The sequence below is a fragment of the Hydrogenophaga sp. A37 genome (assembly GCF_002001205.1).
Lineage (GTDB): Bacteria > Pseudomonadota > Gammaproteobacteria > Burkholderiales > Burkholderiaceae_C > Hydrogenophaga.
The window spans coordinates 1-22,714 of the sequence record NZ_MUNZ01000114.1; the positions used below are offsets into that span (position 1 = coordinate 1).

General features: G+C 64.7%; 21 protein-coding genes. 8 read left to right on the forward strand and 13 right to left on the reverse strand.

Annotated elements, in window-relative coordinates; genetic code table 11:
• Window positions 1-32 precede the first annotated feature (32 nt).
• The 4 genes from mmsA to B0E41_RS13915 form a co-directional block, all read right to left on the reverse strand.
• Window positions 33-1,550 carry a multiple monosaccharide ABC transporter ATP-binding protein gene (gene mmsA, locus B0E41_RS13900; RefSeq protein WP_077331754.1) on the reverse strand — a complete coding sequence of 506 codons (1,518 nt, stop codon included), beginning with the start codon at window positions 1,548-1,550 and terminating at the stop codon, window positions 33-35.
• Between the two features lie 104 nt (window positions 1,551-1,654).
• On the reverse strand, window positions 1,655-2,719 hold the full coding sequence (gene chvE, locus B0E41_RS13905) for a multiple monosaccharide ABC transporter substrate-binding protein (RefSeq protein WP_077331755.1): 1,065 nt from the start codon (window positions 2,717-2,719) through the stop codon (window positions 1,655-1,657).
• 74 nt (window positions 2,720-2,793) lie between these two features.
• On the reverse strand, window positions 2,794-3,759 hold the full coding sequence (locus B0E41_RS13910) for an ABC transporter substrate-binding protein (RefSeq protein WP_077331756.1): 966 nt from the start codon (window positions 3,757-3,759) through the stop codon (window positions 2,794-2,796).
• A gap of 47 nt (window positions 3,760-3,806) precedes the next feature.
• On the reverse strand, window positions 3,807-5,258 hold the full coding sequence (locus B0E41_RS13915) for an aldehyde dehydrogenase family protein (protein WP_077331757.1): 1,452 nt from the start codon (window positions 5,256-5,258) through the stop codon (window positions 3,807-3,809).
• A gap of 122 nt (window positions 5,259-5,380) precedes the next feature.
• Between B0E41_RS13915 and B0E41_RS13920 the strand changes: the two genes are divergently transcribed.
• Window positions 5,381-6,340, forward strand: a complete 960-nt coding sequence (locus B0E41_RS13920) for a LysR substrate-binding domain-containing protein (protein WP_077331758.1) — start codon at window positions 5,381-5,383, stop codon at window positions 6,338-6,340.
• Between the two features lie 275 nt (window positions 6,341-6,615).
• Window positions 6,616-8,523, forward strand: a complete 1,908-nt coding sequence (locus B0E41_RS13925; RefSeq protein ID WP_077331759.1) for a hypothetical protein — start codon at window positions 6,616-6,618, stop codon at window positions 8,521-8,523.
• Window positions 8,524-8,535: 12 nt separating this feature from the next.
• Here the strand turns inward: B0E41_RS13925 and B0E41_RS13930 are convergent, their stop codons facing one another.
• Window positions 8,536-9,351, reverse strand: a complete 816-nt coding sequence (locus B0E41_RS13930) for an SDR family oxidoreductase (protein WP_077331760.1) — start codon at window positions 9,349-9,351, stop codon at window positions 8,536-8,538.
• Between the two features lie 179 nt (window positions 9,352-9,530).
• On the opposite strand from B0E41_RS13930, the gene B0E41_RS13935 reads away from it, so the two are divergent.
• Window positions 9,531-10,469 (forward strand): SMP-30/gluconolactonase/LRE family protein, encoded by a 939-nt coding sequence (locus B0E41_RS13935; RefSeq protein WP_143433836.1) that lies wholly within the window; start codon window positions 9,531-9,533, stop codon window positions 10,467-10,469.
• Window positions 10,470-10,487: 18 nt separating this feature from the next.
• On the forward strand, window positions 10,488-11,429 hold the full coding sequence (locus B0E41_RS13940; RefSeq protein WP_077331762.1) for an aldose 1-epimerase: 942 nt from the start codon (window positions 10,488-10,490) through the stop codon (window positions 11,427-11,429).
• An 85-nt stretch (window positions 11,430-11,514) separates the two neighbouring features.
• Here the strand turns inward: B0E41_RS13940 and B0E41_RS13945 are convergent, their stop codons facing one another.
• Together B0E41_RS13945 and B0E41_RS13950 are read right to left on the reverse strand one after the other, a co-directional pair.
• On the reverse strand, window positions 11,515-11,727 hold the full coding sequence (locus B0E41_RS13945) for an SDR family NAD(P)-dependent oxidoreductase (RefSeq protein ID WP_253194845.1): 213 nt from the start codon (window positions 11,725-11,727) through the stop codon (window positions 11,515-11,517).
• 165 nt (window positions 11,728-11,892) lie between these two features.
• On the reverse strand, window positions 11,893-12,489 hold the full coding sequence (locus B0E41_RS13950; RefSeq protein ID WP_077331787.1) for a TetR/AcrR family transcriptional regulator: 597 nt from the start codon (window positions 12,487-12,489) through the stop codon (window positions 11,893-11,895).
• Between the two features lie 117 nt (window positions 12,490-12,606).
• Here B0E41_RS13950 and B0E41_RS13955 point away from each other — a divergent pair, with 117 nt between their 5' ends.
• From B0E41_RS13955 to B0E41_RS13965, 3 genes are all read left to right on the forward strand, one after another.
• The gene (locus B0E41_RS13955) at window positions 12,607-13,365 is read left to right on the forward strand and encodes an SDR family NAD(P)-dependent oxidoreductase (protein ID WP_077331763.1); all 759 of its coding nucleotides are present in this window, start codon (window positions 12,607-12,609) and stop codon (window positions 13,363-13,365) included.
• 182 nt (window positions 13,366-13,547) lie between these two features.
• Window positions 13,548-14,288 carry an NAD(P)-binding domain-containing protein gene (locus B0E41_RS13960; protein ID WP_077331764.1) on the forward strand — a complete coding sequence of 247 codons (741 nt, stop codon included), beginning with the start codon at window positions 13,548-13,550 and terminating at the stop codon, window positions 14,286-14,288.
• 300 nt (window positions 14,289-14,588) lie between these two features.
• Entirely contained in the window at window positions 14,589-14,981 is a 393-nt protein-coding gene (locus tag B0E41_RS13965; RefSeq protein ID WP_171984766.1) for a GFA family protein, read from the forward strand.
• 225 nt (window positions 14,982-15,206) lie between these two features.
• Here B0E41_RS13965 and B0E41_RS13970 read toward each other — a convergent pair whose 3' ends face one another.
• Both B0E41_RS13970 and B0E41_RS13975 read right to left on the reverse strand, forming a co-directional pair.
• Window positions 15,207-16,181 carry a tripartite tricarboxylate transporter substrate-binding protein gene (locus tag B0E41_RS13970; protein WP_077331766.1) on the reverse strand — a complete coding sequence of 325 codons (975 nt, stop codon included), beginning with the start codon at window positions 16,179-16,181 and terminating at the stop codon, window positions 15,207-15,209.
• Window positions 16,182-16,209: 28 nt separating this feature from the next.
• Window positions 16,210-17,379, reverse strand: a complete 1,170-nt coding sequence (locus tag B0E41_RS13975; protein WP_077331767.1) for a mandelate racemase/muconate lactonizing enzyme family protein — start codon at window positions 17,377-17,379, stop codon at window positions 16,210-16,212.
• 94 nt (window positions 17,380-17,473) lie between these two features.
• Between B0E41_RS13975 and B0E41_RS13980 the strand changes: the two genes are divergently transcribed.
• Window positions 17,474-18,391 carry a LysR family transcriptional regulator gene (locus B0E41_RS13980; protein ID WP_363351394.1) on the forward strand — a complete coding sequence of 306 codons (918 nt, stop codon included), beginning with the start codon at window positions 17,474-17,476 and terminating at the stop codon, window positions 18,389-18,391.
• Between the two features lie 57 nt (window positions 18,392-18,448).
• Here B0E41_RS13980 and B0E41_RS13985 read toward each other — a convergent pair whose 3' ends face one another.
• The 4 genes from B0E41_RS13985 to B0E41_RS14000 form a co-directional block, all read right to left on the reverse strand.
• Window positions 18,449-19,471 carry a Gfo/Idh/MocA family oxidoreductase gene (locus tag B0E41_RS13985; protein WP_077331768.1) on the reverse strand — a complete coding sequence of 341 codons (1,023 nt, stop codon included), beginning with the start codon at window positions 19,469-19,471 and terminating at the stop codon, window positions 18,449-18,451.
• 19 nt (window positions 19,472-19,490) lie between these two features.
• A complete protein-coding gene (gene iolG, locus B0E41_RS13990) occupies window positions 19,491-20,486 on the reverse strand; it encodes an inositol 2-dehydrogenase (RefSeq protein WP_077331769.1) in 996 nt (331 codons plus the stop codon).
• A gap of 165 nt (window positions 20,487-20,651) precedes the next feature.
• Window positions 20,652-21,524 carry a MurR/RpiR family transcriptional regulator gene (locus B0E41_RS13995; RefSeq protein WP_077331770.1) on the reverse strand — a complete coding sequence of 291 codons (873 nt, stop codon included), beginning with the start codon at window positions 21,522-21,524 and terminating at the stop codon, window positions 20,652-20,654.
• Between the two features lie 101 nt (window positions 21,525-21,625).
• Window positions 21,626-22,678 (reverse strand): LacI family DNA-binding transcriptional regulator, encoded by a 1,053-nt coding sequence (locus B0E41_RS14000; RefSeq protein WP_077331771.1) that lies wholly within the window; start codon window positions 22,676-22,678, stop codon window positions 21,626-21,628.
• Between the last annotated feature and the right edge of the window lie 36 nt (window positions 22,679-22,714).

The following is a 22,714-nucleotide window of genomic DNA, read 5'->3' on the forward strand; positions in this document are numbered from 1 at the left end:
TGGCGGTTGGGGTGTGGGTCATCTGGCTCATATCAACTGGCTTTCACGATCGCTCGCATGATTCGTTCTTGGGAGGCTTCGGCCGTGGGCATTTCGGCGATGAAACGGCCTTCGTTCATCACGTAGAGGCGGTCGGTGATGCCGAGCAGCTCGGGCATTTCCGACGAGATCACGATCACGCACTTGCCCTCGGCGGCGAGCTGCGCGATGAGGGTGTAGATCTCGTACTTGGCGCCGACGTCGATGCCGCGCGTGGGCTCGTCGAGGATCAGCACCTCGGGGTTGGTGAAGAGCCATTTGCTCAGCACCACTTTCTGCTGGTTGCCGCCCGAGAGGTTGAGGGTCTTCTGGTCCACGCCCGAGCAGCGGATGCGCAGCTTCTCGCGGTAGCCCTCGGCCACCCGGTGCTCGCGCCCGTTGTCGATGACGGTCGCGGACGACACGCCGTCGAGGTGGGCCAGCGACACGTTGAACTGGATGTCTTCGCTCAGCACCAGGCCGTTGCCCTTGCGGTCTTCGGTGACGTAGGCCAGGCCGTGGCGCACCGCCTTCTCGACCGTGCTCACGTCGATGGGCTGGCCGTGCAGCAGCACCTGGCCGCTGATGCGGCGGCCCCAGGAGCGGCCGAAGATGCTCATCGCCAGCTCGGTGCGGCCCGCGCCCATGAGCCCGGCGATGCCCACGATCTCGCCGCGCCGCACCTGCAGGTCAATGCCCTTGATGAACTCGCGGTCGTTGTGGTGCGGGTGGTAGGCGCGCCAGTCGCGCACCTCGAACACGGTCTCGCCGATGGCCGGCTGGCGCCGCGGGTAGCGGTCGGCCATTTCGCGGCCCACCATGGCCTGGATCACGCGGTCTTCGCTGACGGCGCCGGCGCGGCAGTCGAGCGTCTCCACCGTGCTGCCGTCGCGCAGGATGGTGATGGAGTCGGCGACGCGGGAAATTTCGTTGAGCTTGTGCGAGATCAGGATGCAGGTGATGCCCTGGCCCTTGAGTTCGAGCAAGAGGTCGAGCAGCGCCTGGCTGTCGTTTTCGTTCAGGCTGGCGGTGGGTTCGTCCAGGATCAGCAGCTTGACCTGGCGCGACAGCGCCTTGGCGATCTCCACCAACTGCTGCTTGCCCACACCCAGGTGGGTGATCAGGGTTTCGGGCGATTCTTTCAGGCCCACCTTGGCGAGCAGCGCCTGCGTCTTGCTGTGCGCGACCATCCAGTCGATCACGCCAAAGCGGGCCGGTTCGTTGCCCAGGAAGATGTTCTCCGCGATCGACAACAGCGGCACCAGCGCGAGCTCCTGGTGGATGATGATCACCCCCAGGTGTTCGCTGTCGCGGATGTCGTCGAAGCGGCGTTCCTGCCCTTCGAAGACGATCTCGCCGTTGTAACTGCCGTGGGGATAGACCCCGGAGAGCACCTTCATCAGGGTCGATTTGCCGGCGCCGTTTTCGCCGACGATGGCATGGATCTCGCCCGCGCGAACGCGCAGGTTCACCTGGTTGAGCGCCACCACCCCGGGGAAGGTTTTGCGGATGTTCCGCATTTCTAGCAACATGGTCTGGACGTGTCCGTGGGGGCCAGGAACATCCCGCGCGGAAGATCCGCCGCCCGCGAGGCCGTGTGGGCTCGCGGGCGGCGGGGTTCAACCGGCGGGTCGGCTTACTTGATCTGCGATTCCTTGTAGTAACCGCTGCCGATCAGGATGCTGTTCCAGTTGGACGCGTCCACGGCCACCGGCTTGAGCAGGTAGGAGGGCACGACCTTCACGCCGTTGTTGTAGGTCTTGGTGTCGTTGATCTCGGGCTGCTTGCCCGAGAGCGTGGCATCCACCATGTTGGCCGCGACCTTGGCCAGCTCACGCGTGTCCTTGAACACGGTCGAGTACTGCTCGCCCTTGAGGATGGACTTGACCGAGGGCACTTCCGCGTCCTGGCCGCTGACCACGGGGCACGCTTGCTGTGCCGTGCAGTAGCCCACGCCCTTGAGCGAGGACAGGATGCCGATCGACAGACCGTCGTAGGGTGAGAGCACGGCGTGCACCTTGTCTTTGCCATAGAAGGCCGAGAGCAGGTTGTCCATGCGGGCCTGTGCCACCGCACCGTCCCAGCGCAGCGTGCCGACCTTGTTCATGCCCAGCTGCTTGCTGCGCACCACCAGCTTGCCGCTGTCGATGTACGGCTGCAGCACGCTCATTGCGCCGTCGTAGAAGAAGAAGGCGTTGTTGTCGTCGGGCGAGCCGCCGAAGAGTTCGATGTTGAACGGGCCCTTGCCCTGCTTCAGGCCGAGCTTGTCGACGATGGAGCCGGCCTGCAGAACACCGACCTGGAAGTTGTCGAAGGTGGCGTAGTAGTCCACGTTCTTCGAGCCCTTGATCAGGCGGTCATAGGCGATGACCTTGACGCCCTTGTCGGCGGCGCTCTGCAGCACGCGCGAGAGCGTGGTGCCGTCGATGGAGGCGATCACCAGCACCTTGGCGCCCTTGGTGATCATGTTCTCGATCTGTGCCAGCTGGTTCGGGATGTCGTCGTCGGCGTATTGCAGGTCGGTCTTGTAGCCGCGCTCCTTGAGCACCTTGACCATGTTGTCGCCGTCGGCGATCCAGCGGGCCGAGGACTTGGTGGGCATCGAAATGCCGATGCTGCCTTTGTCTTGCGCCAGCGCCGAAGCGCCGACGGCGCTCAGCGCCAGGGCCGCCAGCAGGGTCTTGAGGGTTGCACGTTTCATGGAACTGTCTCCGTCTTCTTGGAAAAACGCGCGCCGCTCAGGGCGCGCGGGTTGAGGGCGATCCGGGGGCCGGATCAGTACTTGCGCTTGGGGAACTCTTTGGCGGCGACTTCCATCGGGAAGATGCCCTCTTCGGTCACGATGCGTTTCTGCACCGCCTTGCCGGCCTTGATGTCTTTCACGGCGGCCATCAGCTGCGGGCCCAGCAGCGGGCTGCATTCCACCGACACGTTGAGCTTGCCCGCGATCATGGCCTCGAAGGCGCCCTTGACAGCGTCGATCGAGATGATGGTGATGTCTTTCGCGGGCTTCATGCCGGCTTCTTCGATGGCCTGGATCGCGCCGATGGCCATGTCGTCGTTGTGTGCGTACAGCACGTTGATCTTCTTGCCCTCGGCCTTCAGGAAGGCTTCCATCACTTCCTTGCCCTTGGCGCGGGTGAAGTCGCCGGTCTGCGAACGGATGATCTTGAACTTGGGGTCGGCCTTGATGATTTCCTCGAAGCCTTTCTTGCGGTCGATGGCCGGGGCCGAGCCCACCGTGCCCTGCAGCTCGACGATGTTGACCTCGCCCTTCTGGTCCTTCATCTTCTCCACCAGCCAGCGGCCGGCCTTGCGGCCTTCTTCAACGAAGTCCGAGCCCATGAAGGACACGTAGAGCGAGGTGTCCTTGGTGTTGACCGCGCGGTCGGTCAGCACCACCGGGATCTTGGCGGCCTTGGCCTCGCGCAGCACCGGCTCCCAGCCCGACTCGACCACGGGCGAGAACGCGATCACGTCCACCTTCTGGGCGATGAAGGCACGGATCGCCTTGATCTGGTTTTCCTGCTTTTGCTGTGCGTCGGAGAACTTGAGGTCGATGCCGGCTTCCTTGGCGGCCGACTTGATCGACTCGGTGTTGGCGGTGCGCCATTCGCTTTCGGCACCGACCTGGCTGAAGCCCAGCACGATGGGCTTTTGTGCCCAGGCGGCTGCGGGCAGCAAACCGGCGAGCGGGGCACAGGCGATGGCGGCGGCGAGGGTTCTGCGGTTCAATTTCACGGTGTTGTCTCCTGGTTGGATGGGAAAAGCAGTGACTGACGGTGCGTTCAAGCCAGCATGTAGCCGGTCTTGACGGTGGTGTAGAACTCCGCCGCGTAACGGCCTTGTTCGCGCGAGCCGTGGCTCGAGTCCTTGCGCCCACCAAACGGCACATGGAAATCGACGCCCGCCGTGGGCAGGTTGACCATGGTCATCCCGACCTCGGCGTGGCGTTTGAAGTGCATGGCGTGCTTGAGCGAGGTGGTGCAGATGCCCGCGCACAGTCCAAAGGGGGTGTCGTTGGCCAGCGCCAGCGCGTGTTCGTAGTCGTCGGCGCGCAGCACGCAGGCCACCGGGCCAAACACCTCTTCGCGGGCGATGCGGTGCTCGGGCCGGGCCAGGAACAGCGCCGGGCTCATGTAGTGGCCGGGCGTGGGGCGCTCCAGCCGCTCGCCGCCCCAGACGTGTTCCGCGCCTTCGTTGCGTGCGATCTCCACATAGGCCAGGTTCTGGTCGAGCTGGCCGGCGTCCACCACCGGGCCCATCTCGATGCCGCGCTCCAACGCGTGGCCCACCTTGAGCGCCTCCAGGCGCTGGCGCAGCCGGGCCACGAAGGCGTCGTGCACCTTGGCTTCCACGATCAGGCGGCTTGATGCCGTGCAGCGCTGGCCGGTCGAGAAGTACGAGCCTTGCAGCGCGCACTCGATGGCCTGCTCGAAGTCGGCGTCGGCCAGCACCACCAGCGGGTTTTTGCCGCCCATCTCCAGCTGCACCTTGGCGCGCCGCGCGGTGGCCGCCTGCAGGATGCGTTCGCCCGTGGGCACCGAGCCGGTGAAGCTCAGCGCGTTGACCAGCGGGTGGTCGACCAGCGTCTGGCCGACCTCGCGGCCACTGCCCATGACCAGGTTGAACACACCGGCTGGCAGGCCGCTGCGGCTGATGATTTCGGCCAGCGCCCAGGCACAGGCCGGCACCAGCTCGGCCGGCTTGAAGACCACGGTGTTGCCATAGGCCAGGGCCGGCGCGATCTTCCAGGCAGGAATGGCGAACGGAAAGTTCCAGGGCGCGATGATGCCCACCACACCCACGGGTTCACGGGTCACGTCCACCTGCACGCCCGCGCGCACCGAGGCCATGAGCTCGCCCTGCACCCGCAGCGCCTCGCCGGCGAAAAACTTGAAGATCTGGCCGGCGCGTGCCACCTCACCCACGCCCTCGGGCAGGGTCTTGCCCTCTTCGCGGGACAGCAGCGCGCCCAGCTCGTCCTTGCGGGCCAGCAACTCGCTGCCGATCTGGTCGAGTGCGTCGGCGCGGCGTTGGGGGGTGCTGTGGCTCCAGTGGGGCAGGGCGTCGGCGGCGGCGCGGATGGCCAGCTCGGTCTGGTTGCGGTCGGCCCGGGCGTACTCGGCCACCACCTCGCGGGTGTCCGACGGGTTGGTGCTCACCCCGGTGGTGGTGCCGATGTCCCAGCGCCCGTTGATCAGGTGCCGGGGGTTCTGCTGCATGTCGCCGAGCTTCATGGAGGTCCCTGTTGATGTGCCGGGCTGCAGTCTAGGATTGTTTTTCATATCAATCCAATCGTTTTTTAGACAAAATACATATCTGTCTTAGGATTCTGGAAAACCCCCAGCCCCCGTCACCCATGAGCACCTACAACCACTGGTTCATTCGCGCCCGTCTCAAGACCCGCCAGCTCCTGCTGCTGGTGGCGCTGGCCGAGGAGGGCAACATCCACCGCGCGGCCCAGGTGCTCAGCATGACGCAGCCGGCCGCGTCCAAGCTGCTGAAAGACCTGGAGGACGTGCTGGAGGTGCCGCTGTTCGAGCGCCTGCCCCGGGGCATGCGGCCCACCTGGTATGGCGAAACCATGATCCGCCACGCGCGCATGGCGCTGGCCAGCCTGAACCAGGCGCACGACGAACTGAACGCGCTCAAGACCGGCCACTTCGGCCAGGTGGGCGTCGGCGCCATCACCTCGCCGGGCCTGAGCCTGCTGCCGCCGGCGGTGGCCCAGGTGAAGCAGGCGCACCCCAGCCTGCGCATCTCGCTCGACATCGAGACCAGCCCGGTGCTGCTCGACCGGCTCGATCAGGGCAAGCTCGACATCGTGGTGGGCCGCCTGTTTGCCGAACACGACAAGACCCACCTGCGCTACGAGTCGCTGACCGAAGAAAAGGTGTCGGCGGTGACACGCCCGGGCCACCCGCTCATGGGGGTGAGCCGCCTGAGCCTGCGGGATGTGCACGGCGCGGGCTGGATCGTGCCCCCGGCCGGCAGCGTGCTGCGCCACCGCTTCGATCTGATGTTCCAGCAAGAGGGGCTGCCTCCGCCGATCAACACCATCGAGACCTCGGCCCTGCTGTTCATGACCCGCATGCTGCAGCAGAGCGACATGGTCGGCGTGCTCGCCACCGAAGTGGCCAACTACTACGCCTCGCACGGCCTCATGGCCATCCTGCCGATGGACATGCCCTGCCACATGGACGCCTTCGGCCTCATCACCCGCACCGACCGCCTGCTCTCGCCCGCGGCCAAGGTGATGATGAAAGCGCTGAAGCAGATCAGCATGGTGCAGTACGGGCGACGGCTGGAACTCGATTAGCGCCTGCCACCCGCCCGATACCTGGCGCGCAACGGAAAACCCGGGAGCATCACCCCGATCCCGAAACGGGCAGCCGGAAGGCTGTCAAGGTGCCTGCGACGCTCTCGCAGGGCAAATTCGCTTCTCGTCAGGTGGAATCGTCCGTCCGTCCGGTCTCCGTGCTCGCGGTGAAGTCAAGATGGAATAGTCCTTTAGTTCGTCTGGGTTGAGACAACTGCAATCACTTTGTACCCATGTCGGCGACACGGCCGGTCAACGCATTCCTTGAAAAAAATATGACAACACATGACAACCGCTGGGTGCGGGCTGGCCTTGCCGGCACCTTGTCCTTGTTGCTGACGGCCTGCGGCGGAGTCGGCTCCGCCGATACATCGGCCAACGGGGCGCAGGCCCGTTCGACGCCAGCCGAAGCGTCATCTGCGGTCAACGCCCAACCCGACGCCCAGCTGACGGCCCAGACGCTGGCCCGGGCAGAGACCCAGGCACAGAAGGCAGACGCTTCGCAACCGCTTGAGCGCCTGCTGCCGGGCCGCATCGCCGCCAAAGCGGCGTACGTCTCTGGCGCCATCGCTCGCAAAGCCGATGCGGTGCGCATTCCGGCCTACCGCTTCTACAACGCCCGCACCGGCGCGCACTTCTTCACCACCAGCACGGCCGAGCGCGACCACATCGTCAACACCCTCTCACCGCCCTTCAACCTGGAAGGCGCGGCGTTCTCGGTGGCCAGCGACTTCTCGCCCGGCCTCTCGCCGGTGCACCGCTTCTACAACACGCGGACCGGCGTGCACTTCTACACCATCAGCGAGAGCGAGCGCGCCAACGTGGTCGCCACCTTGCCCCACTTCAACTACGAAGGCGTGGCCTACCACGCGAGTCAGGTGTCGGGCGCGGGGCTGCTCCCGTTCTACCGCTTCTATGTGCCCAGCGGAGGCTTTCACTTCTACACGGCCAGCGAAGCGGAGAAGGACAACATCATCGCCAACCTGAGCGCCACTTACCGCTACGAAGGCATTGGGTACTACGTGCTGGGCGATGACTCTCTGGTACCTGAGCCGGCCGCCCATGCGCTCTATTTCAGTCCTGCAGGGGTCAATACAAACCCAGGAACAGCAGCGCTGCCCAAGAGGGATCGCGTGGGTGTTGACATCAATACATTGCCGGCAGGAACCCTGCTTCTATTCGAGAGAGGTGGCAGTTATTCGTGGCCTTTTGTAATTTTGGAAAATCTGAACGCCACGGAGACTCAACCTATTTTGATCGGGGACTATGGCACGGGAACGAAGCCCGTTTTCAATACGACCGGCGATGCAATTTTTTTCGGCAACTATCAAAATACGTCATTTGACGGTGGATACACATTCCGGAATGTTCGCTTCATTGGGCCTGGCTCAGGTACAGGCATGTTCCTGCAAAGCGTGCACCATGTGACGCTTGATGGTGTAGAGATGTCCAATTACGGAATTGCCATTCAATCGCAGGCAGATCGCAGCCCAGGGGTGCACAACCTTCGCATTGTCAACAGCAGTATCAGCAGAAATACGGCCATGGGCATTTTGGGTCAATTCTCAAATTCCGTTATTGAAAACAATGTATTCGAAGCGAACAATTTCAGGGGGTCGGGGCTTGATCATGGCACCTACCTGTCAGGCAAGACCGGGTACAGCGGATACAACATTGTCATTCGCAACAATCACTACAACAGAAATTCAAATGTGAACGGAGTGTGTACCGGGGGGAACATGACTTTCCACGGTCAGATGGATGGGGTGCTGATCGAGGGCAACCGCATTGAACAGGATGCCGCAGCGGATGGCTGCTGGGAGATGTCGATCACCCAGGGCTACGGCACCGCCGAGTGGTTCCGCAACTTCGTGGTGCGAAACAACAAACTCATCAATGCGGGCAACACAGGGATGGCGGTTCAGTCGGCGCCGGGCATCGTGATTGAGGGCAACATCGTCATCAATACGCAGAACAGGTACCAAACCAGCATCGGCGTAGGCCACAACGAATACCAGAACGGCGACGTGCCTGACGGCAACGCCACGGTACGCAACAACACGGTTTGCCAAAGCGGTGGCGCCACCGGGCCTGCGGTCAACGTCACTGCGCCGAACAGCGTGGTCACCGACAACGTCACCGTGACCGGCTCGGCCGCCACCACCGGGGTTTGCGCACGCTGAAGGGCGTGACCGTCAAGCCCAGCCGGCGTCCACCTTGAACTCCTGCGCCGTGCACATGGCCGCGTCGTCCGAGGCCAGGAACAGCACCATGCGGGCAATGTCGTGGGGCCGCAGTTTGTCGGGCAGGCACTGGTTGCGCTGGATGTCCTGCTCGCCCGCGGCGTCGAGCCAGAGCGCGATCTGGCGCTCGGTCATGACCCAGCCGGGCGACACCGTGTTGACGCGGATGCGGTCTTGCCCCAGCGACTTGGCCAGCCCGCGCGTGAGGCCGTTCACCGACGACTTGGCGATCGCGTAGCAGGGGTAGGCCGCGCCCTTGGTCTGCCAGCCGGTGGAGCCCAGGTTGATCACCGAACCCGCGCCGAGCCGGCGCATGCCTGGCACCACCGCCTGGATTGCGAAGAAGGCCGGGCGCTCGTTGATCGCCATGCGCTCGTCGTAATAGGCCGGCGTCACCGACTCCAGAGTGTGGCGGTCGTCGCTCGCCACGTTGTTGACCAGTGTCGAGAAGTCGCCCAGCGCGCCCGCGGCGTCGGTGATCGCCGTCTGCAGCGCGGCGATGTCGCGCACGTCGCACACCCGCCACCACGGGCGCTCATGTCCCGCGTCCACCAGGCGCTGCGCCAAGGCCTCGCTGGCTTCCCGGGCCACGTCCACGAAGGCCACGCGTGCGCCCTGTTCGACAAACGCCGCGACCATGGCCGCGCCAATGCCGCTGCCGCCACCGGTGACAAACACCGCGCGGTCGCGCAAACTGGGGTAGCGGGAGAACCCGGCCACTTCCGGAACGCTGGCGGTTGACGGGCGGGGAGAGGAAGAAATTGTCATTGCAATATGGGTATCAATTGATGAGAAAAATATCGGATACAGGCATCACTGTGCGACGATAAGATGCGCAGCGTCAAGTGACTTTCATCGGACAGCGACAGAAACAACAATCGAAACCCCGCGTGAGGCACTGCGCCGCACCGCAGCCCGCAGGGGGAGAAGGCATCTCAATGAACACCATGGAAAACCTCTCAGACGGCGCGCCCGCGGCCGATCACCTCGGTCCTGTGTGCGGGCCGGTGCACTGTGTGTGGGAGGGCGGTGCCGAGCTGGGCGAGGGTCTGCTCTGGTCGATGCGCGAGCAGGCGCTGTACTGGGTGGACATCCTGGGCTGCCGCCTGCACCGGCTGGACCTGACGACCGGCGCGTTGCGCGAATGGACCTTTGCCGAGACCATCTCGGCGCTGGCCGAGCGCACCGGGGCGCCGGGTTTGATCGTGACCCTGCGCCGGGGCTTTGCCCTGTTCGACCCCGCCACCGACAGCGAGCCCCGCTACCTGCACCAGCCCGAGCCGGAGCTGCCCGGCAACCGCTTCAACGATGGCAAGTGCGACGCGCAAGGCCGCTTCTGGGCCGGCTCCATGGACTTCGCCTGCGAAGTGCCGACAGGCGCGCTCTACCGCTACGACCCCGACGGCCAATGCACGCGCCACGATGAGGGTTTCGTGGTGACCAACGGCCCCACCTGGGCGATGGACTCAGGCGGCCTGTGCCTGTATTTCAACGACACGCTCCAAGGCAGCACCTACCGCTACGACGTCGATCCCGCCGCCGGCACCTTGTCGAACAAACAGCTGTGGCACCGCATGGCGCCCGGCGACGGCCTGCCCGACGGCATGACCACCGACGCGCTGGGCCGGGTGTGGATCGCCCACTGGGGCAGCGCCTGCGTGAGCTGCCACGACCCGGTGACCGCCCGGGAGCTCGGCCGCGTGCTGCTGCCCACCAGCCACGTCACCACCTGCACCTTCGGCGGACCCGACCTGCACACCCTGTTCATCACCACCGCGCGCACCGGCCTCACGCCCGAGCAGCTCGCCGCCGAGCCCCTGGCCGGGGGCCTGTTCGCCGTTTCCGTTGACAGCCCGGGCCTGCCAGCCAATCTCTTTGGTGGTTGACGTTTTGAAAGCACACCGATGACCGAGACCGCTCACCCCATCGTCTGGCTGCACCACGCGGGGCAGCACCTAGGCCTGGTCCCTTCGCTGGGCGGCAGTGTGGCCGCGTGGCAGACCGACCAACCCGAAGGCCCCCTCGACCTCTGGCGCCCCTGGGACGGCGTCACCCCCGACCTGTACCGGCTCGCTTCGTTCCCCATGGTGCCCTGGTCCAACCGCATCAGCGGCGGCGGTTTCACGCACGGCGGGCACTTCCACCCCATGCAGAACAACCGAGCGGGCGAGCCCTACCCGATCCACGGCGACGGCTGGCTGCAGCCCTGGGCGCTCACGCAGCCGGCCGACGACACCCTGGTCATGACACTGCGCTCGCAGGGCTTCCAGGGCAACCCCCACGACTACGAAGCCGTGCAGACCTTCCGGCTGGTGGACGGCGGGCTGGACCAACACGTGCAGGTGCGCCACCTGGGCGCGCAGCCACTGCCCTACGGCATCGGCGTGCACCCCTGGTTTTTGCGCACGCCCGCCACCCGCATCAGCGCGGCGGTGCAAGGCGTGTGGCTCTGTGGCGACGACCCGATGCCGGTGGCGCACACCACGCAGTTCCCGCCCGGCTGGAACCTGAACGAAGGCGTGTCGGCCCACGGCGACCTGATCGACAACGGCTACACCGGCTGGGGCGGCAGCGCCCTCATCGAATGGCCCGAGCGCGGCCTGCAGCTCACCGCCACCATGCCCGACTTCGAGCGCGACGGCGGCACCGCGCAGCACTACTGCCTGATCTACCGCCCCCCGGTGGGCCCGGCCTTCTGCTTCGAGCCCATCACCCAGCCCATCGACGCCTTCCACCTGCCCGGCCAGCCGGGGCTGCGTGTGCTGGCGCAGGGTGAGGCGTGTGCGCTCAACGTGCGGTGGCGGTTCGGTCCGTTGCTGTCGTCAGCGTCTGCCAGTGGTGGCTGAGCAGAGGACGCTCAGCCGCTTAGAACGTCACCGGTATGCCTCTGCACAGTGATTGCGGTCGGCGCCAAAACAGCCATTGACTGACTCAGTCAGAAGCTTCCACGGGCATGGCTTGTTCGTCACTTTCCTGACCGAACAACGTGGTGCGCACCCTGGGGGGCGCCAACTCCATCACGCGCACGGAAGTGTCGGCGAGTTGAACGCGCAAGCCTTCGGTGAACGCATGGACGGCCGCCTTGGTGGCGCTGTGAGATGAGGGCGGCCGCGCCCTCAGCATCCAGGTGGTCAAAGAAGGCATCGAGCTCGCTTTGCACGCTGCCACCGCGAAAGCTGAGCAAGGCGGCGATCAGGGTGGGCAGGGACAGCTTGCGTGCTCGGGCGAAAGCCTTGGGGTGATCGGGGCTGCGGGCTGGCCAACCGGGCGAAGGTTGGGCTGTGCAAGTGGTTGCTGAAGTCGGAACGCCTACTGAGAATCAGGCGGTAGCGGCGCACCCGCGTGTAGTCCCGCCATAACGAAGTCTATGAGCCAAGTAAGTCGCGGTTGCCACTCGGTATTGAAATCAATCTGCCAAATACCAGCAGTTGCCAGAAAGAAGTCGTCCGTGGTGACGCCGGCGCGGATGGCTCCAGCTTTCTCATTGGCATCGAGCAGCAATTGGGCCGCAGCGATCACAGGGGCATAACCCGACTTTGCCTGACAGTCCCCCATGAACGATACCTCGCGGATTGCATTGGCCAAGCCAGCCTTGGTCATGGCGTACTCGGCAAGGCGATGCATCCACTCCCGCAATGCTTGGTCGGGAGGTCGAGTCTTAAGCAGATGCTCTGCAAACTCTGCGACCTGCACCATCTCGTAGCGATAGACCTCCATGACCAACGCCTCCCGGGTCGGGAAGTGCCGATAGAAGGTTCCCTGTCCGACGCCAGCCTTCTTGGCAATTGCGCTCAGCGGCACTTCTGCTGAGCGGATCAACTCCTCAAGTGCGACCGTCAGGATGCGTTCGCGATTCTGTAGCGCGTCGGCACGTGCAGGGAGATCCTTCTTTTGTTCCTGTCCCACCAATCCTCCTCCTCTGAAGGGCTAAATTTTGCTAACGGACAATTGTCCGGTATCATTTGTCTTAACGGATATTTGTCCGTTTAGCATTTTACCCTTTACGTCAATCTGGAGAAACACATGAAAACCTCAGGCAACACCATCCTGATCACCGGCGGCACTTCTGGCATTGGACTCGGCTTGGCGCTGCGCTTGCACAAGGCTGGCAACAAGGTGATCGTCGCCGGCCGACGCAAGGAACTGCTCGACCGCATCTCGACCGACCACCCGGGAATCGAAGCGGTCGTGCTCGATGTGGCAGACCGCACTTCGATCATTCGCGCAAGCGAAGCGATCGCCGCACGCTACCCGGCACTGAACGTCCTGATCAACAACGCCGGCATCATGCACTGGGAAGATGTACGCGATTCCGCCGGCCTCCAGATCGCCGAGGACACGATCGCGACCAACCTGCTCGGCACGATTCGCATGGTGTACGCCTTCTTGCCACAACTGTCGAAGAAGGCCGACGCAGCCATCCTGAACGTTTCCTCGGCGTTGGCCTTCGTCCCCTTTCCCGCCACGCCGACGTACAGCGCAACCAAGGCCGCCATCCACTCGTTCACCGAGAGCTTGCGTGTCCAGCTTGCCGACGCCTCGGTCCAGGTGATAGAGATCGTGCCGCCGGGCGTTCGGACAACGCTCTTGGGCCAGCAGGAAAACGAACAGGCCATGCCGTTGGAGGACTTCCTCTCGGAGGCCATGACCCTTCTGCAAGCCACTCCGCAGGCGCAAGAAATTGTCGTGGAGCACGCCAAGCCCATACGCGACGCGGCAGCCAGCGGCGCGTACGGCAATCTGCTGACCATGTTCTCGACCATGAAAGGCCCGCGCAGTTGACCGATCGTATCGGACTTCCCGCAAGGCCCGAGCGCCGGGCCCCTTGCACGGCGCGGTCGTTGCCAGTGACCGGGTGATGCCCGCCTTGATCGATTCCAGGACCGATCAGTCGCGTATGACCTGTCGCAGCTCAGCCTGATTGCACGGAGCTCAGGTACCCCCAAGACGAATCAGGAGTAATTGTGAAAATTGGAATCATCGGCGCCGGCAACATCGGCGCAACGCTCGCTCGCAAATTCAGCGCAGTGGGGCACCAGGTCTCGCTTGCCAACTCGCGCGGGCCCGAAAGCATCCGCGAGATCGCGAGAGAGGCCAATGCGACCGCGGTTGCACTGGCAGACGTGGTCAAGGGCGCCGACGTGGTGGTGGTCTCCATTCCGGAGAAGGCGATCCCGCAGTTGCCGAAGGATCTCTTCGCCAAGCTGCCGAAGCATGTGGTCGTTATCGACACCGGCAACTACTATCCGATGCGCGACGAGCCGGTTGCAGCAATCGAAAGCGGGATGCCCGAGAGCCAGTGGGTGACTGAGCAACTTGGCCACCCTGTCGTGAAGGCGTTCAACAGCATCCTGGCGCACAGCTTGGCGACGAAGGGCCAACCCGCTGGCTCGCCGGGCCGCATCGCGCTGCCGGTGGCAGGCGATGAGACTGACGCGAAGAAGATCGTCATCGGCCTTGTCGACGATGCCGGCTTCGAGGGCGTCGATACGGGCACGCTCGGCGAGTCGTGGCGCCAGCAGCCCGGGACGCCCGCGTACTGCACCGACATCGTAGGCAGCGTGGCGCTGATGGATGCGCTGGCTCGGGCGGTGAAAGACAAGGCCCCCGGTTTGCGCGACTTGGCGTTTCAGCAATGGATGCAACTGGGGTCGACGATGACGAATGACGACATACTGCGCATCAATCGTGCGCTCCACGACTGAAGCGATGAACGGGCCACGCGAGTCGAGGACAAACATAGCACTTCATGGGTGGAAGCCGGTGCGCTCTGCGCATCGGCTTCCACCAGATCGACGACTGGTTGAGAGGCTGAAGCAGCCCAGCATTCAATCTGCTTGTTGCCTCCTAAAGGGCGGTCAACGATCTGCACGCAGCAGGCCTCCGTGTCAGGTCGTGCTGCTGCCATTCGAAGAGAGCGGCGCCAACGCCGCTGCCGTGAACGGCTTGGTAGCCGACAGCGGTGGCCTATTCACGTTTTCTCAAATTCAAGAAAGAGAGCTTTTATGCATAAAGGCAGTTGTCTCTGTGGCACAGTGAAATACGAAGTTCGCGGCAAGCTTGGCGCGGCGATCTATTGCCACTGTTCTCTCTGTCGCAAGGCAACCGCTACCGCATTTGCGACCAATGCGCCCGTCGCGGCCAGTGACTTCGTCGTCATCGAGGGCGAGTCGGCGCTGAAGGCCTTCGATTCTTCGCCAGGCGTTCATCGCATCTTCTGCTCCAACTGCGGTTCGCCGATCATCAGTCGCCGCGATGCGATGCCCGATGTCGTGCGCTTGCGGCTGGGGACGCTCGATACGCCGTTGCCGGCGCCGCCGATTGCGCATTATTTCGTCGCCTCGAAGGCCGAGTGGGACGAGATCCGCGACGACTTGCCGCAGTTCGCGGAACGCTAGCGGCTGACGCGATCGTCTTCGACCCCGGCAACTACCGGCATACGCGACCCGCACATCCCGGACATTGACGAAGGAATGCCCGAAAGCGTGTGGGTGTCCCGGCAGATCGGGCGCCCTGTCATCGAGGCATTCAACAATGTCCTCGCCTACGCGGCTTCGTGCTGCTGAAAAAGCAATGGCGCCCAAAGGCGCCATTGCGGAGGCCACAAGACTCAGAGACGGTCATCAATCGGCGTACTGTCCTGCGGCCTTGATGACGACGGACCAGCGGGCCATTTCGTCTTCCACAAACTTCTTGTGCCCGCTGGCCTCGAGACGGCCGTCGCTGACCACCGACACCCCCAGCGCCTCCTGCTTCTTGACGAAGTCCGGGTCTTTCAGGGCCGCGCGCAGGGCACTGTTGAGTTTGCTCAACACCGCAGCGGGCGTGCCCTTGGGGGCGTAGAGGCCGTGCCAGATCGAGACGTTGAAACCGGGCAGACCCGCTTCGTTCAGCGTGGGTGCGTTGGCGATGGCCGGCTGCTTCGAACGCTGTGCGCTGGTGACGGCATACAGCTTCACCTTGCCGGCTTCGATCTGCGGCACCGCGTTGGTGGCCTGGTCGCACATGATGTCCACCTGACCGCCCAGCAGGTCGGTCATCGCCGGGGCCGTGCCCTTGTAGGCAATGGTGGTCATGTCCGCCTTGAGCGCACTCTGCAGCATCAGGCCGCAAAGGTGCGAGGCCGAGCCCAGGCCCGCGTGCGCCAGGTTCACCTTGCCCGGGTTGGCCGCGATCCACTGGCGCAACTCGCCGAAGTTTTTGGCCTCCATGGTCGGGCGCGTGATCACCGTGGACGGTGACTCGTTGATCAGTCCCAGGTACTCGAAGTCGTCCGGCATCTGGTAGCTGAGCTTGCGGTACAGCGCGGGCGCGGTGGCCATGCCGATGTGGTGCACCAGCAGGGTGTGGCCGTCGGCAGTGGAACGGGCCACCTTGGCCACGCCGATGGTGCCGCCGGCGCCCGCTGCGTTTTCCACGACCACGGGTTGCGGCAGTGTCTTGCGCATGGCCTCGGCCAGGTCCCGGGCGATCTTGTCGCTGGGGCCGCCGGCGGCGAAGGGCACCACCAGCACCACCGGTTTGTCGGGGAACTCGGCCAGGGCGGCGGTGCACAGGGTCGCGAGCGCGGCGACGGCACACAGTGGGTGAATTTTCATGGTTTGTCTCCAGTTGTGGTGAGGGTGCTCAAGCAGACAGCGCCTGCATTTCCTTGAACAGATCGGCCTTGCCTTCAAAGCCGATGCCGGGCAGGTGGTCGGGCAGGGTCACGTAACCGCCCTCGACCTTCACACCGTCCGGGAAGCCGCCGAAGGGCTGGAACAGGTCGGGGTAGCTTTCGTTGCCACCCAGGCCCAGACCGGCCGCGATGTTCAACGACATCTGGTGCCCGCCGTGCGGGATGCAGCGGCTGGGCGACCAGCCGTGTTCCTTTAGCATCTCCAGCGTGCGCAGGTACTCCACCAGGCCGTAGCTCAGTGCACAGTCGAACTGCAGCCAGTCGCGGTCGGGGCGCATGCCGCCGTAGCGGATCAGGTTGCGCGCGTCCTGCATGGAGAACAGGTCTTCGCCCGTGGCCATGGGGTTCTTGTAGTAGTTGCGCAGGGCTGCCTGCAGCTCGTAGTCGAGCGGGTCGCCCGGCTCCTCATACCAGAACAGGTCGTACTGCGACAGGGCCTTGGCGTACTGGATCGCGTTGTCCAGATCGAAGCGGCCGTTGGCGTCCACGCAGAGCTTCTGGCCGTCCTGCAGCACCTCCATGATCGAGTCGATGCGGCGCAGGTCCTCGTCGAGCGAGGCGCCGCCGATCTTCTTCTTGACCACGGTGTAACCACGGTCGATGTAGCTGCGCATCTCGTCCTTGAGCTTGTTGTGGTCCTGTCCCGGGTAGTAATAGCCGCCGGCGGCGTAGACGAAGATCTTGCGGTTGGCCTGGCCGTTGCCGTAGCGGTTGGCCAGCAGCTGGAACAGGGGCACGCCTTCGATCTTGGCCACGGCGTCCCAGACCGCCATGTCGATGGTGCCGATGGCCACCGAACGCTCGCCGTGACCGCCCGGCTTTTCGTTCGTGAACATGGTGTTCCAGATCTTGTGCGGGTCCAGGTTCCTGCCGCTGTCGTCGATCAGCGTGTCGGGGTTGGCCTCCATCACGCGCGGGATGAAGCGCTCGCGCATGAGCTTGCCCTGGCCGTAGCGGCCGTTGGAATTGAAGCCGTAGCCGACCACCGGTTTGCCATCGCGCATCACGTCGGTGATCACGGCCACCAGGCTCAGCGTCATCTTGCTGAAGTCGATGTAGGCGTTGCGAATGGGCGAGCTGATGGGCAGGGTCTGTTCTCTGATTTCAACGATTTTCATGGGAGTCTCCGTGAAGGGAGCGCCTATGATTTCGAAATCTGGTCGTGCTGACCAATGCTGTTTTTCTTGTCTTTGATGCTTTGAAAGCACCGTCATGACGATGAACCTGTCCTGGATTGACGACTTCACTGCGCTGGCTTCCACCGGCAATTTCTCGCGCGCAGCTGAAGAGCGCCACATGACGCAGCCAGCATTCAGTCGGCGCATTCGGGCGCTGGAAGAGTGGCTCGGCGTCGAACTGTTTGACCGGAGTTCCCAGCCCGCGCGGGTGACCGAGGTGGGTGAATGGTTTCGCACGGTCGCACAGGACTTGCAGGCGCGGGTCACTGCGATTCCTGGAGAGGCACGGGAAAAGGCCGAAGCCAGCTCGACCACGCTGCGCTTTGCTTCTACGCATGCGCTCTCGTTCACCTTCTTTCCGCGTTGGCTGCAGGCGCTGGAAGCGCAGTCATCCATGGGCCCCCTTCAACTGGTGTCGGATGTTCAGCAGAAGTGCGAGGCACTGTTGTCACAGAGCCAGGTGCATTTCATGCTGGCCCATGGCCATCCGGGGGTGCGTGGACGTCTGGACGCAGAGGAGTTTCCGAACCTGGTTGTGGGAACGGATCAGTTGGTACCCGTGTCTGCGCCCGATGCGTCCGGGCAGGCGCTTCATCAACTGATGGGAGGCAAGCATCACGTGGTGATGTTGCTGGGCTACAACCTGGAGTCGGGGCTGGGGCGCATTCTCAAAGAGCTCAAAGGACCTGAGCTGGAACATCTGCATGTGCAGAACGTCATGACGGCTCACCTGGCGTCGGTGTTGCGCACCATGGCTTTGAACGGAAGAGGTCTCGCCTGGCTACCAAGGCTGCTGGTGGGTGACGATCTTGAGCGGGGACGACTGGTGATTGCCGCGCCAGCCGAGTGGCATGTCGATCTGGAGATTCGTCTACACCGCCATCGCACAAGCATTGGCAAAGCTGCCGAGGCCTTTTGGAACACGGCCAGCCACTTTGAGATCGGTGTCTGACAGCGCGCAATCCCTGGGGCACCGCTTCGCCGGCGGCCGATGGGCCTTCGCGCGACGTCAGAGCAATACCGGCATCCCGCTGCGCAGCGACTGCGTGATCGCCTGACCGATGCGGGTGGCTTCGGTGGCGTCGTTGAGTGTGAGTGGCGAAGGCTGTTCGCCGCGGCAGGCCGAGACGAAGGCTTCCATCTCCAACCGGAAGGCGTCGCCAAAACGCGCGAAAAAGTCCGGCAGGGCGCGGTGGCCCACGCCGCAGGCGTCGCGGTACTGCACGCGGCTCAGGTGCGCGCCCACGCCCACCTGCAGCGTGCCGGTGGTGCCGATCACTTCGGTTGTGGTTTCGTGGCCGTGCGGCATGGTGCGGCTGGCGTAGAACACGGCGCGTTGCCCGCCATCGAATTCCACAATCGCCAGACCGTTGTCCACGTCACCGCACTCGGCCAGGCCAGGGTGCAGGGCGATGGTGCCGCTGGCGAACACGCGCGTGGCTTTGGGGTTGCCCAGCATCCAGCGCGCGAGGTCGATGTCGTGCACGCTGCAGTCCATGAAGATGCCACCCGAGCTGGGCGCGAACTTCACGAAGAAGCCGTCGGGATCGTTCTGGTCGCAGGTCTGCGAGCGCACCAGGAAGGGCCGGCCCAGCTCGCCCTTGTCGATGGCGGCCTTGGCCTCGGCGTAGCTCGGGTCGAAACGGCGCACGAAGCCGACCATGGCCACGAGCTGGGGGAAGTCATTGGCGACGGCCTCCACGGCTTCGCAGGTCGCCACGTCCAGCGACAGCGGCTTTTCGACGAAGACGTGTTTGCCGGCGCGCAGGCAAGCGATGGTTTGATCGGCGTGCAGCGTGGTGGGCGTCACCAGCACGATGGCGTCGATGCCCGGGTCGCCCAGCATCGCAGCGAGGTCGTCGTGGCAACGGGTCACGCCCAGCTCGGCGCGCGCCCAGTCCAGCTCGGCGCGCACCGGGCTGCAGGCCGCCACGAGGCGGGCGCCAGGTGTGTGGCGGGCGAGCTGTTCGGCGTGGCGTTTGCCCAGGCGGCCGAGGCCGGCGATGCCGACATTGAGGATCGATGGGCTCATGGGGGTGGCTCGGCAGCGATCAGAAAACGATGGCTTGACCAGTGCGGGCGCTTTCGGTGGCCGCGTCGGCCAGCTTCTGCGCCAGCACGCCGTCCTGCACCGTGGTCTTGAAGGGCTGGCCCGACTGCAGGCAGGCGAAGAAGTGCTCGATTTCCAGCCGGTAGGCGGCGGCGTAGCGCTGCAGGAAGAAGGCCTCGGGCTTGTCGGCCTTCACGCCGTTCGCGTCCCACTGAACCACCTCGCTCGGTGTGTGGTTGCCACACTGCAGCAGGCCGGCCGAGCCCAGCACCTCGAAGCGCTGGTCGTAGCCGTAGGCGGCGCGGCGTGTGGTGTTGATCTGGCACAGGCGGCCCTTGACGGTGCGGATGGTGACGGCGGTGCAGTCGAAGTCGCCCGCCGCGCCCACGGCCGGGTCGGTCAGCACCGAGCCGGTGGCACTGAGCCAGGCGGCCTCGTCGCCGTCGGCGCAGAGGATCCAGCGGAACACGTCGAAGTCGTGGATCAGCATGTCGCGAAAGATGCCGCCGGACTGCTGGATGTACTCCACCGGCGGCGCACCCGGGTCGCGGCTGGTGATGACCAGCATCTCGGGATTGCCGATCTCGCCCGCGTCCATGCGGCGGCGGGCTTCGTTGAAGGTGGGGTCGAAGCGGCGCTGGAAGCCGATCATGCAGCCCACGCCCGCCGCGGCCACGGCCTGGGCCACGGCTTCGGCGCGCGGCACCGAGAGGTCCACCGGCTTCTCGCAAAAGATGTGTTTGCCCGCGGCAGCGGCCCGCGCGATCAGCTCGCAGTGCGTGCTGGTGGGCGAGCAGATCGCCACCGCGTCGATGGACGGGTCGGCGAACACGGCGTCGATGGTTGAGACCTGGGCGCCCAGCGCCTGGGCCAGGTCGGCGGCGGCCGTGGGCACGGCGTCGCAGACGTATTTGAGTTGCACACCCGACTGGGCGGCGAGGTTGGTGGCATGGATGCGGCCGATGCGACCCGCACCGAACACGGCGGCGTTTTTCATGAAAGTCCTGTCTCCGTTTGTGGGGCTCAGCGCGCGAATTCCATCAGGCGCGCGGGCAACGGAACTATAAAGAGCTTTCTTGATTTTGGAAATAAATTTCCAAAATATTTTTCAAGTCGAATGAATTTTCGACGGGTGTTTCAGGCAGCCGCAGGGGCCGCCATGTCAAGCCGCCGCCTTGGGCGATGTGGGGCGGTAGGGCAGTTCGAGCGCGTAGGCCAGCGCGATGAACAGGCTCTGCGCCAGGCCCATGGTGCTGGTGAGGGCGCGAAAGCCGAAGGTGGAGTTGTCCTGCACCAGCAAGGCGGCCGTGGCCACCTTGGCCAGCGGGCTCATGCGGCTGTCGGTGATGGCGATCAGACGGGCGCCGCGCTCCACCGCCAGGTCCACAGCGGCCAGCGTTTCTTCGGCGTAGGGCGCGAAGGAGATGGCCACCATCACGTCGCCCTTGCGCACCGAACGCATCTGGCCCTGGTGCATGCTGCCCAGGCCCGACATCAGGCAGACCCGCTTGTCGGTGTGCTGGAACGCGTAGTCCAGGTACACGGCCACCGGGAAAGAGCGGCGCGAGGCCGCGATCCAGATGCAGTCGGTCTCGCGCAGCATGTCCACCGCCTTCTTGAACGTGGCCGCGTCCAGGTTGGCCTCCAGCTCGTGCATGCCGGCCTGGCTGCCGGCCAGGAATTCGCGCGCGATCTCGACGCTGGACAGGCTGCCGGACCCGGACTCGATGATGTCGCGGATGCGCGTGCGGTAGTTGCGGCTGGGCGCGAGTTGGCGCGTCAGCCCCTCGCGGAAGACGGCCTGCATCTCGGAGAAGCCCGAGAAGCCGAAGTGTTTGGCGAAGCGCACCACCGCCGAGGGCTGCACCTGGCAGTGGGTGGCGAGTTGCTGGATGCCATCGAGGCCCACGTGGTCCCGGTGCTGCTCGACATATTTGGCGATGACCTTGAGTTGCTTGCTCAGCGAGTCGTATTCCGTCGAGATGCGTGCGATGAACTGATCGACGCTGGTCTTGCCGTTGCCCTTGGATGCCATTGCCCCGAGTCTTTCATGTGCCGCGTGGGTGGGCCCGCGCGATGTGGAAAAGGATTTCTCCGAGCATTCTGAATGAAAACCCAGTTCCCGGATGCAGGGGCTTACGCCAAGTACGGCCGCCGGTCCATGTTCTCGGCGAAGTACAGCCGGAACTCACCCGGCGTGTCCGGCGTGGTGGCGTGTGGTGCCATGCCCAGCGCGGCCAGCGTGTGCTGCAGTGCGCGGATGGCCTGCGTGTCCGGGTCCTGGTCGATCACCACGTCGAGCACGCCCTGCTGCAGGTACTGCCGGTGGTCGTCCGAGATCTCGTGCGTGACCCAGCAGACCTTGTGTTCGGCAAAACGCTGCAGGGCCGCCCGGATGCCGGGCGAACCGGCGCCCGTGTTGTAGAGGCCGACCACGTCGCCCCGGCCCTGCAGGGCCTTCTTGAGCGCGAGGTAACAGCGGTCCGGGTCGTCGTGCGTCTCGGCCACCTCCACGTCGCAGCGCAGCTGCGGGAACTGCGCGGCCAGCACCTCGCGGCAGCCGCCGCTGCGTTCGATGTGGCCCAGGTAGTCGAGCCGGCTGGAGAGGATCAGTACGCGGCCTTCGCTGTGGCACAGGCGACCGAGCAGGTAGCCCGCGGTGCGGCCGGCGGCGTGGTTGTCGATGCCCACGTAGTCGGCCTGCGGCACGCCCGCGACGTTGGTCACCACCATCGCCACGTGTTCGCCGCGCGCGCGCGCCGCCTGCAGTGCCTGGCGCACGGCGGGCGTGTCCGGCGCCGAGACGATCAGCGCCTGGCGTTGGTAGCGGCGCGGCCCGATGGCGCGCACCAGGGCCGCTTCGTCCTCTTCGGGGGTGGTGACGCGGTGGATCACCAGCCGCTTGTCGAGCATGGCCACGCCGCGCTGCATGGCCAGGTTCAGCCGCTGGAAAAACGGCGAAGGATTGTCGGGCAGCACGATGTCGATGTGGACCAGGCCGTGGCGCGTGTCGGGCAGCACGCGCGGGATGCCCAGCTGCCGCGCGGCCTGCACCACCTTCTCGCGCGTCTTGACGGAGGCCGTGTCGCGCTCGTTGAGCACGCGGTCCACGGTGGCCACGCTCACGCCCGCGAGTTCGGCGATTTCAGCGAAGCGGGCGGTCTTTTTTCGGCGCTTGGGGTTTTCCATGATTTGACGATTTTTCGTCAATTATCCCGCCACTGC

Excerpts from the sequence above, each read along its gene's own strand:
- B0E41_RS13980 (WP_363351394.1), top strand. The coding sequence starts at position 17,474 with ATGACGATGAACCTGTCCTGGATTGACGACTTCACTGCGCTGGCTTCC.
- B0E41_RS13940 (WP_077331762.1), top strand. The coding sequence starts at position 10,488 with ATGACCGAGACCGCTCACCCCATCGTCTGGCTGCACCACGCGGGGCAG.
- B0E41_RS13995 (WP_077331770.1), bottom strand. The coding sequence starts at position 21,524 with ATGGCATCCAAGGGCAACGGCAAGACCAGCGTCGATCAGTTCATCGCA.
- B0E41_RS13935 (WP_143433836.1), top strand. The coding sequence starts at position 9,531 with ATGGAAAACCTCTCAGACGGCGCGCCCGCGGCCGATCACCTCGGTCCT.
- B0E41_RS13970 (WP_077331766.1), bottom strand. The coding sequence starts at position 16,181 with ATGAAAATTCACCCACTGTGTGCCGTCGCCGCGCTCGCGACCCTGTGC.
- B0E41_RS13915 (WP_077331757.1), bottom strand. The coding sequence starts at position 5,258 with ATGAAGCTCGGCGACATGCAGCAGAACCCCCGGCACCTGATCAACGGG.
- B0E41_RS13925 (WP_077331759.1), top strand. The coding sequence starts at position 6,616 with ATGACAACACATGACAACCGCTGGGTGCGGGCTGGCCTTGCCGGCACC.
- B0E41_RS13985 (WP_077331768.1), bottom strand. The coding sequence starts at position 19,471 with ATGAGCCCATCGATCCTCAATGTCGGCATCGCCGGCCTCGGCCGCCTG.
- chvE (WP_077331755.1), bottom strand. The coding sequence starts at position 2,719 with ATGAAACGTGCAACCCTCAAGACCCTGCTGGCGGCCCTGGCGCTGAGC.
- B0E41_RS13920 (WP_077331758.1), top strand. The coding sequence starts at position 5,381 with ATGAGCACCTACAACCACTGGTTCATTCGCGCCCGTCTCAAGACCCGC.
- B0E41_RS13955 (WP_077331763.1), top strand. The coding sequence starts at position 12,607 with ATGAAAACCTCAGGCAACACCATCCTGATCACCGGCGGCACTTCTGGC.
- B0E41_RS13945 (WP_253194845.1), bottom strand. The coding sequence starts at position 11,727 with ATGCCTTCTTTGACCACCTGGATGCTGAGGGCGCGGCCGCCCTCATCT.
- B0E41_RS13975 (WP_077331767.1), bottom strand. The coding sequence starts at position 17,379 with ATGAAAATCGTTGAAATCAGAGAACAGACCCTGCCCATCAGCTCGCCC.
- iolG (WP_077331769.1), bottom strand. The coding sequence starts at position 20,486 with ATGAAAAACGCCGCCGTGTTCGGTGCGGGTCGCATCGGCCGCATCCAT.
- B0E41_RS13930 (WP_077331760.1), bottom strand. The coding sequence starts at position 9,351 with ATGACAATTTCTTCCTCTCCCCGCCCGTCAACCGCCAGCGTTCCGGAA.
- mmsA (WP_077331754.1), bottom strand. The coding sequence starts at position 1,550 with ATGTTGCTAGAAATGCGGAACATCCGCAAAACCTTCCCCGGGGTGGTG.
- B0E41_RS13965 (WP_171984766.1), top strand. The coding sequence starts at position 14,589 with ATGCATAAAGGCAGTTGTCTCTGTGGCACAGTGAAATACGAAGTTCGC.
- B0E41_RS14000 (WP_077331771.1), bottom strand. The coding sequence starts at position 22,678 with ATGGAAAACCCCAAGCGCCGAAAAAAGACCGCCCGCTTCGCTGAAATC.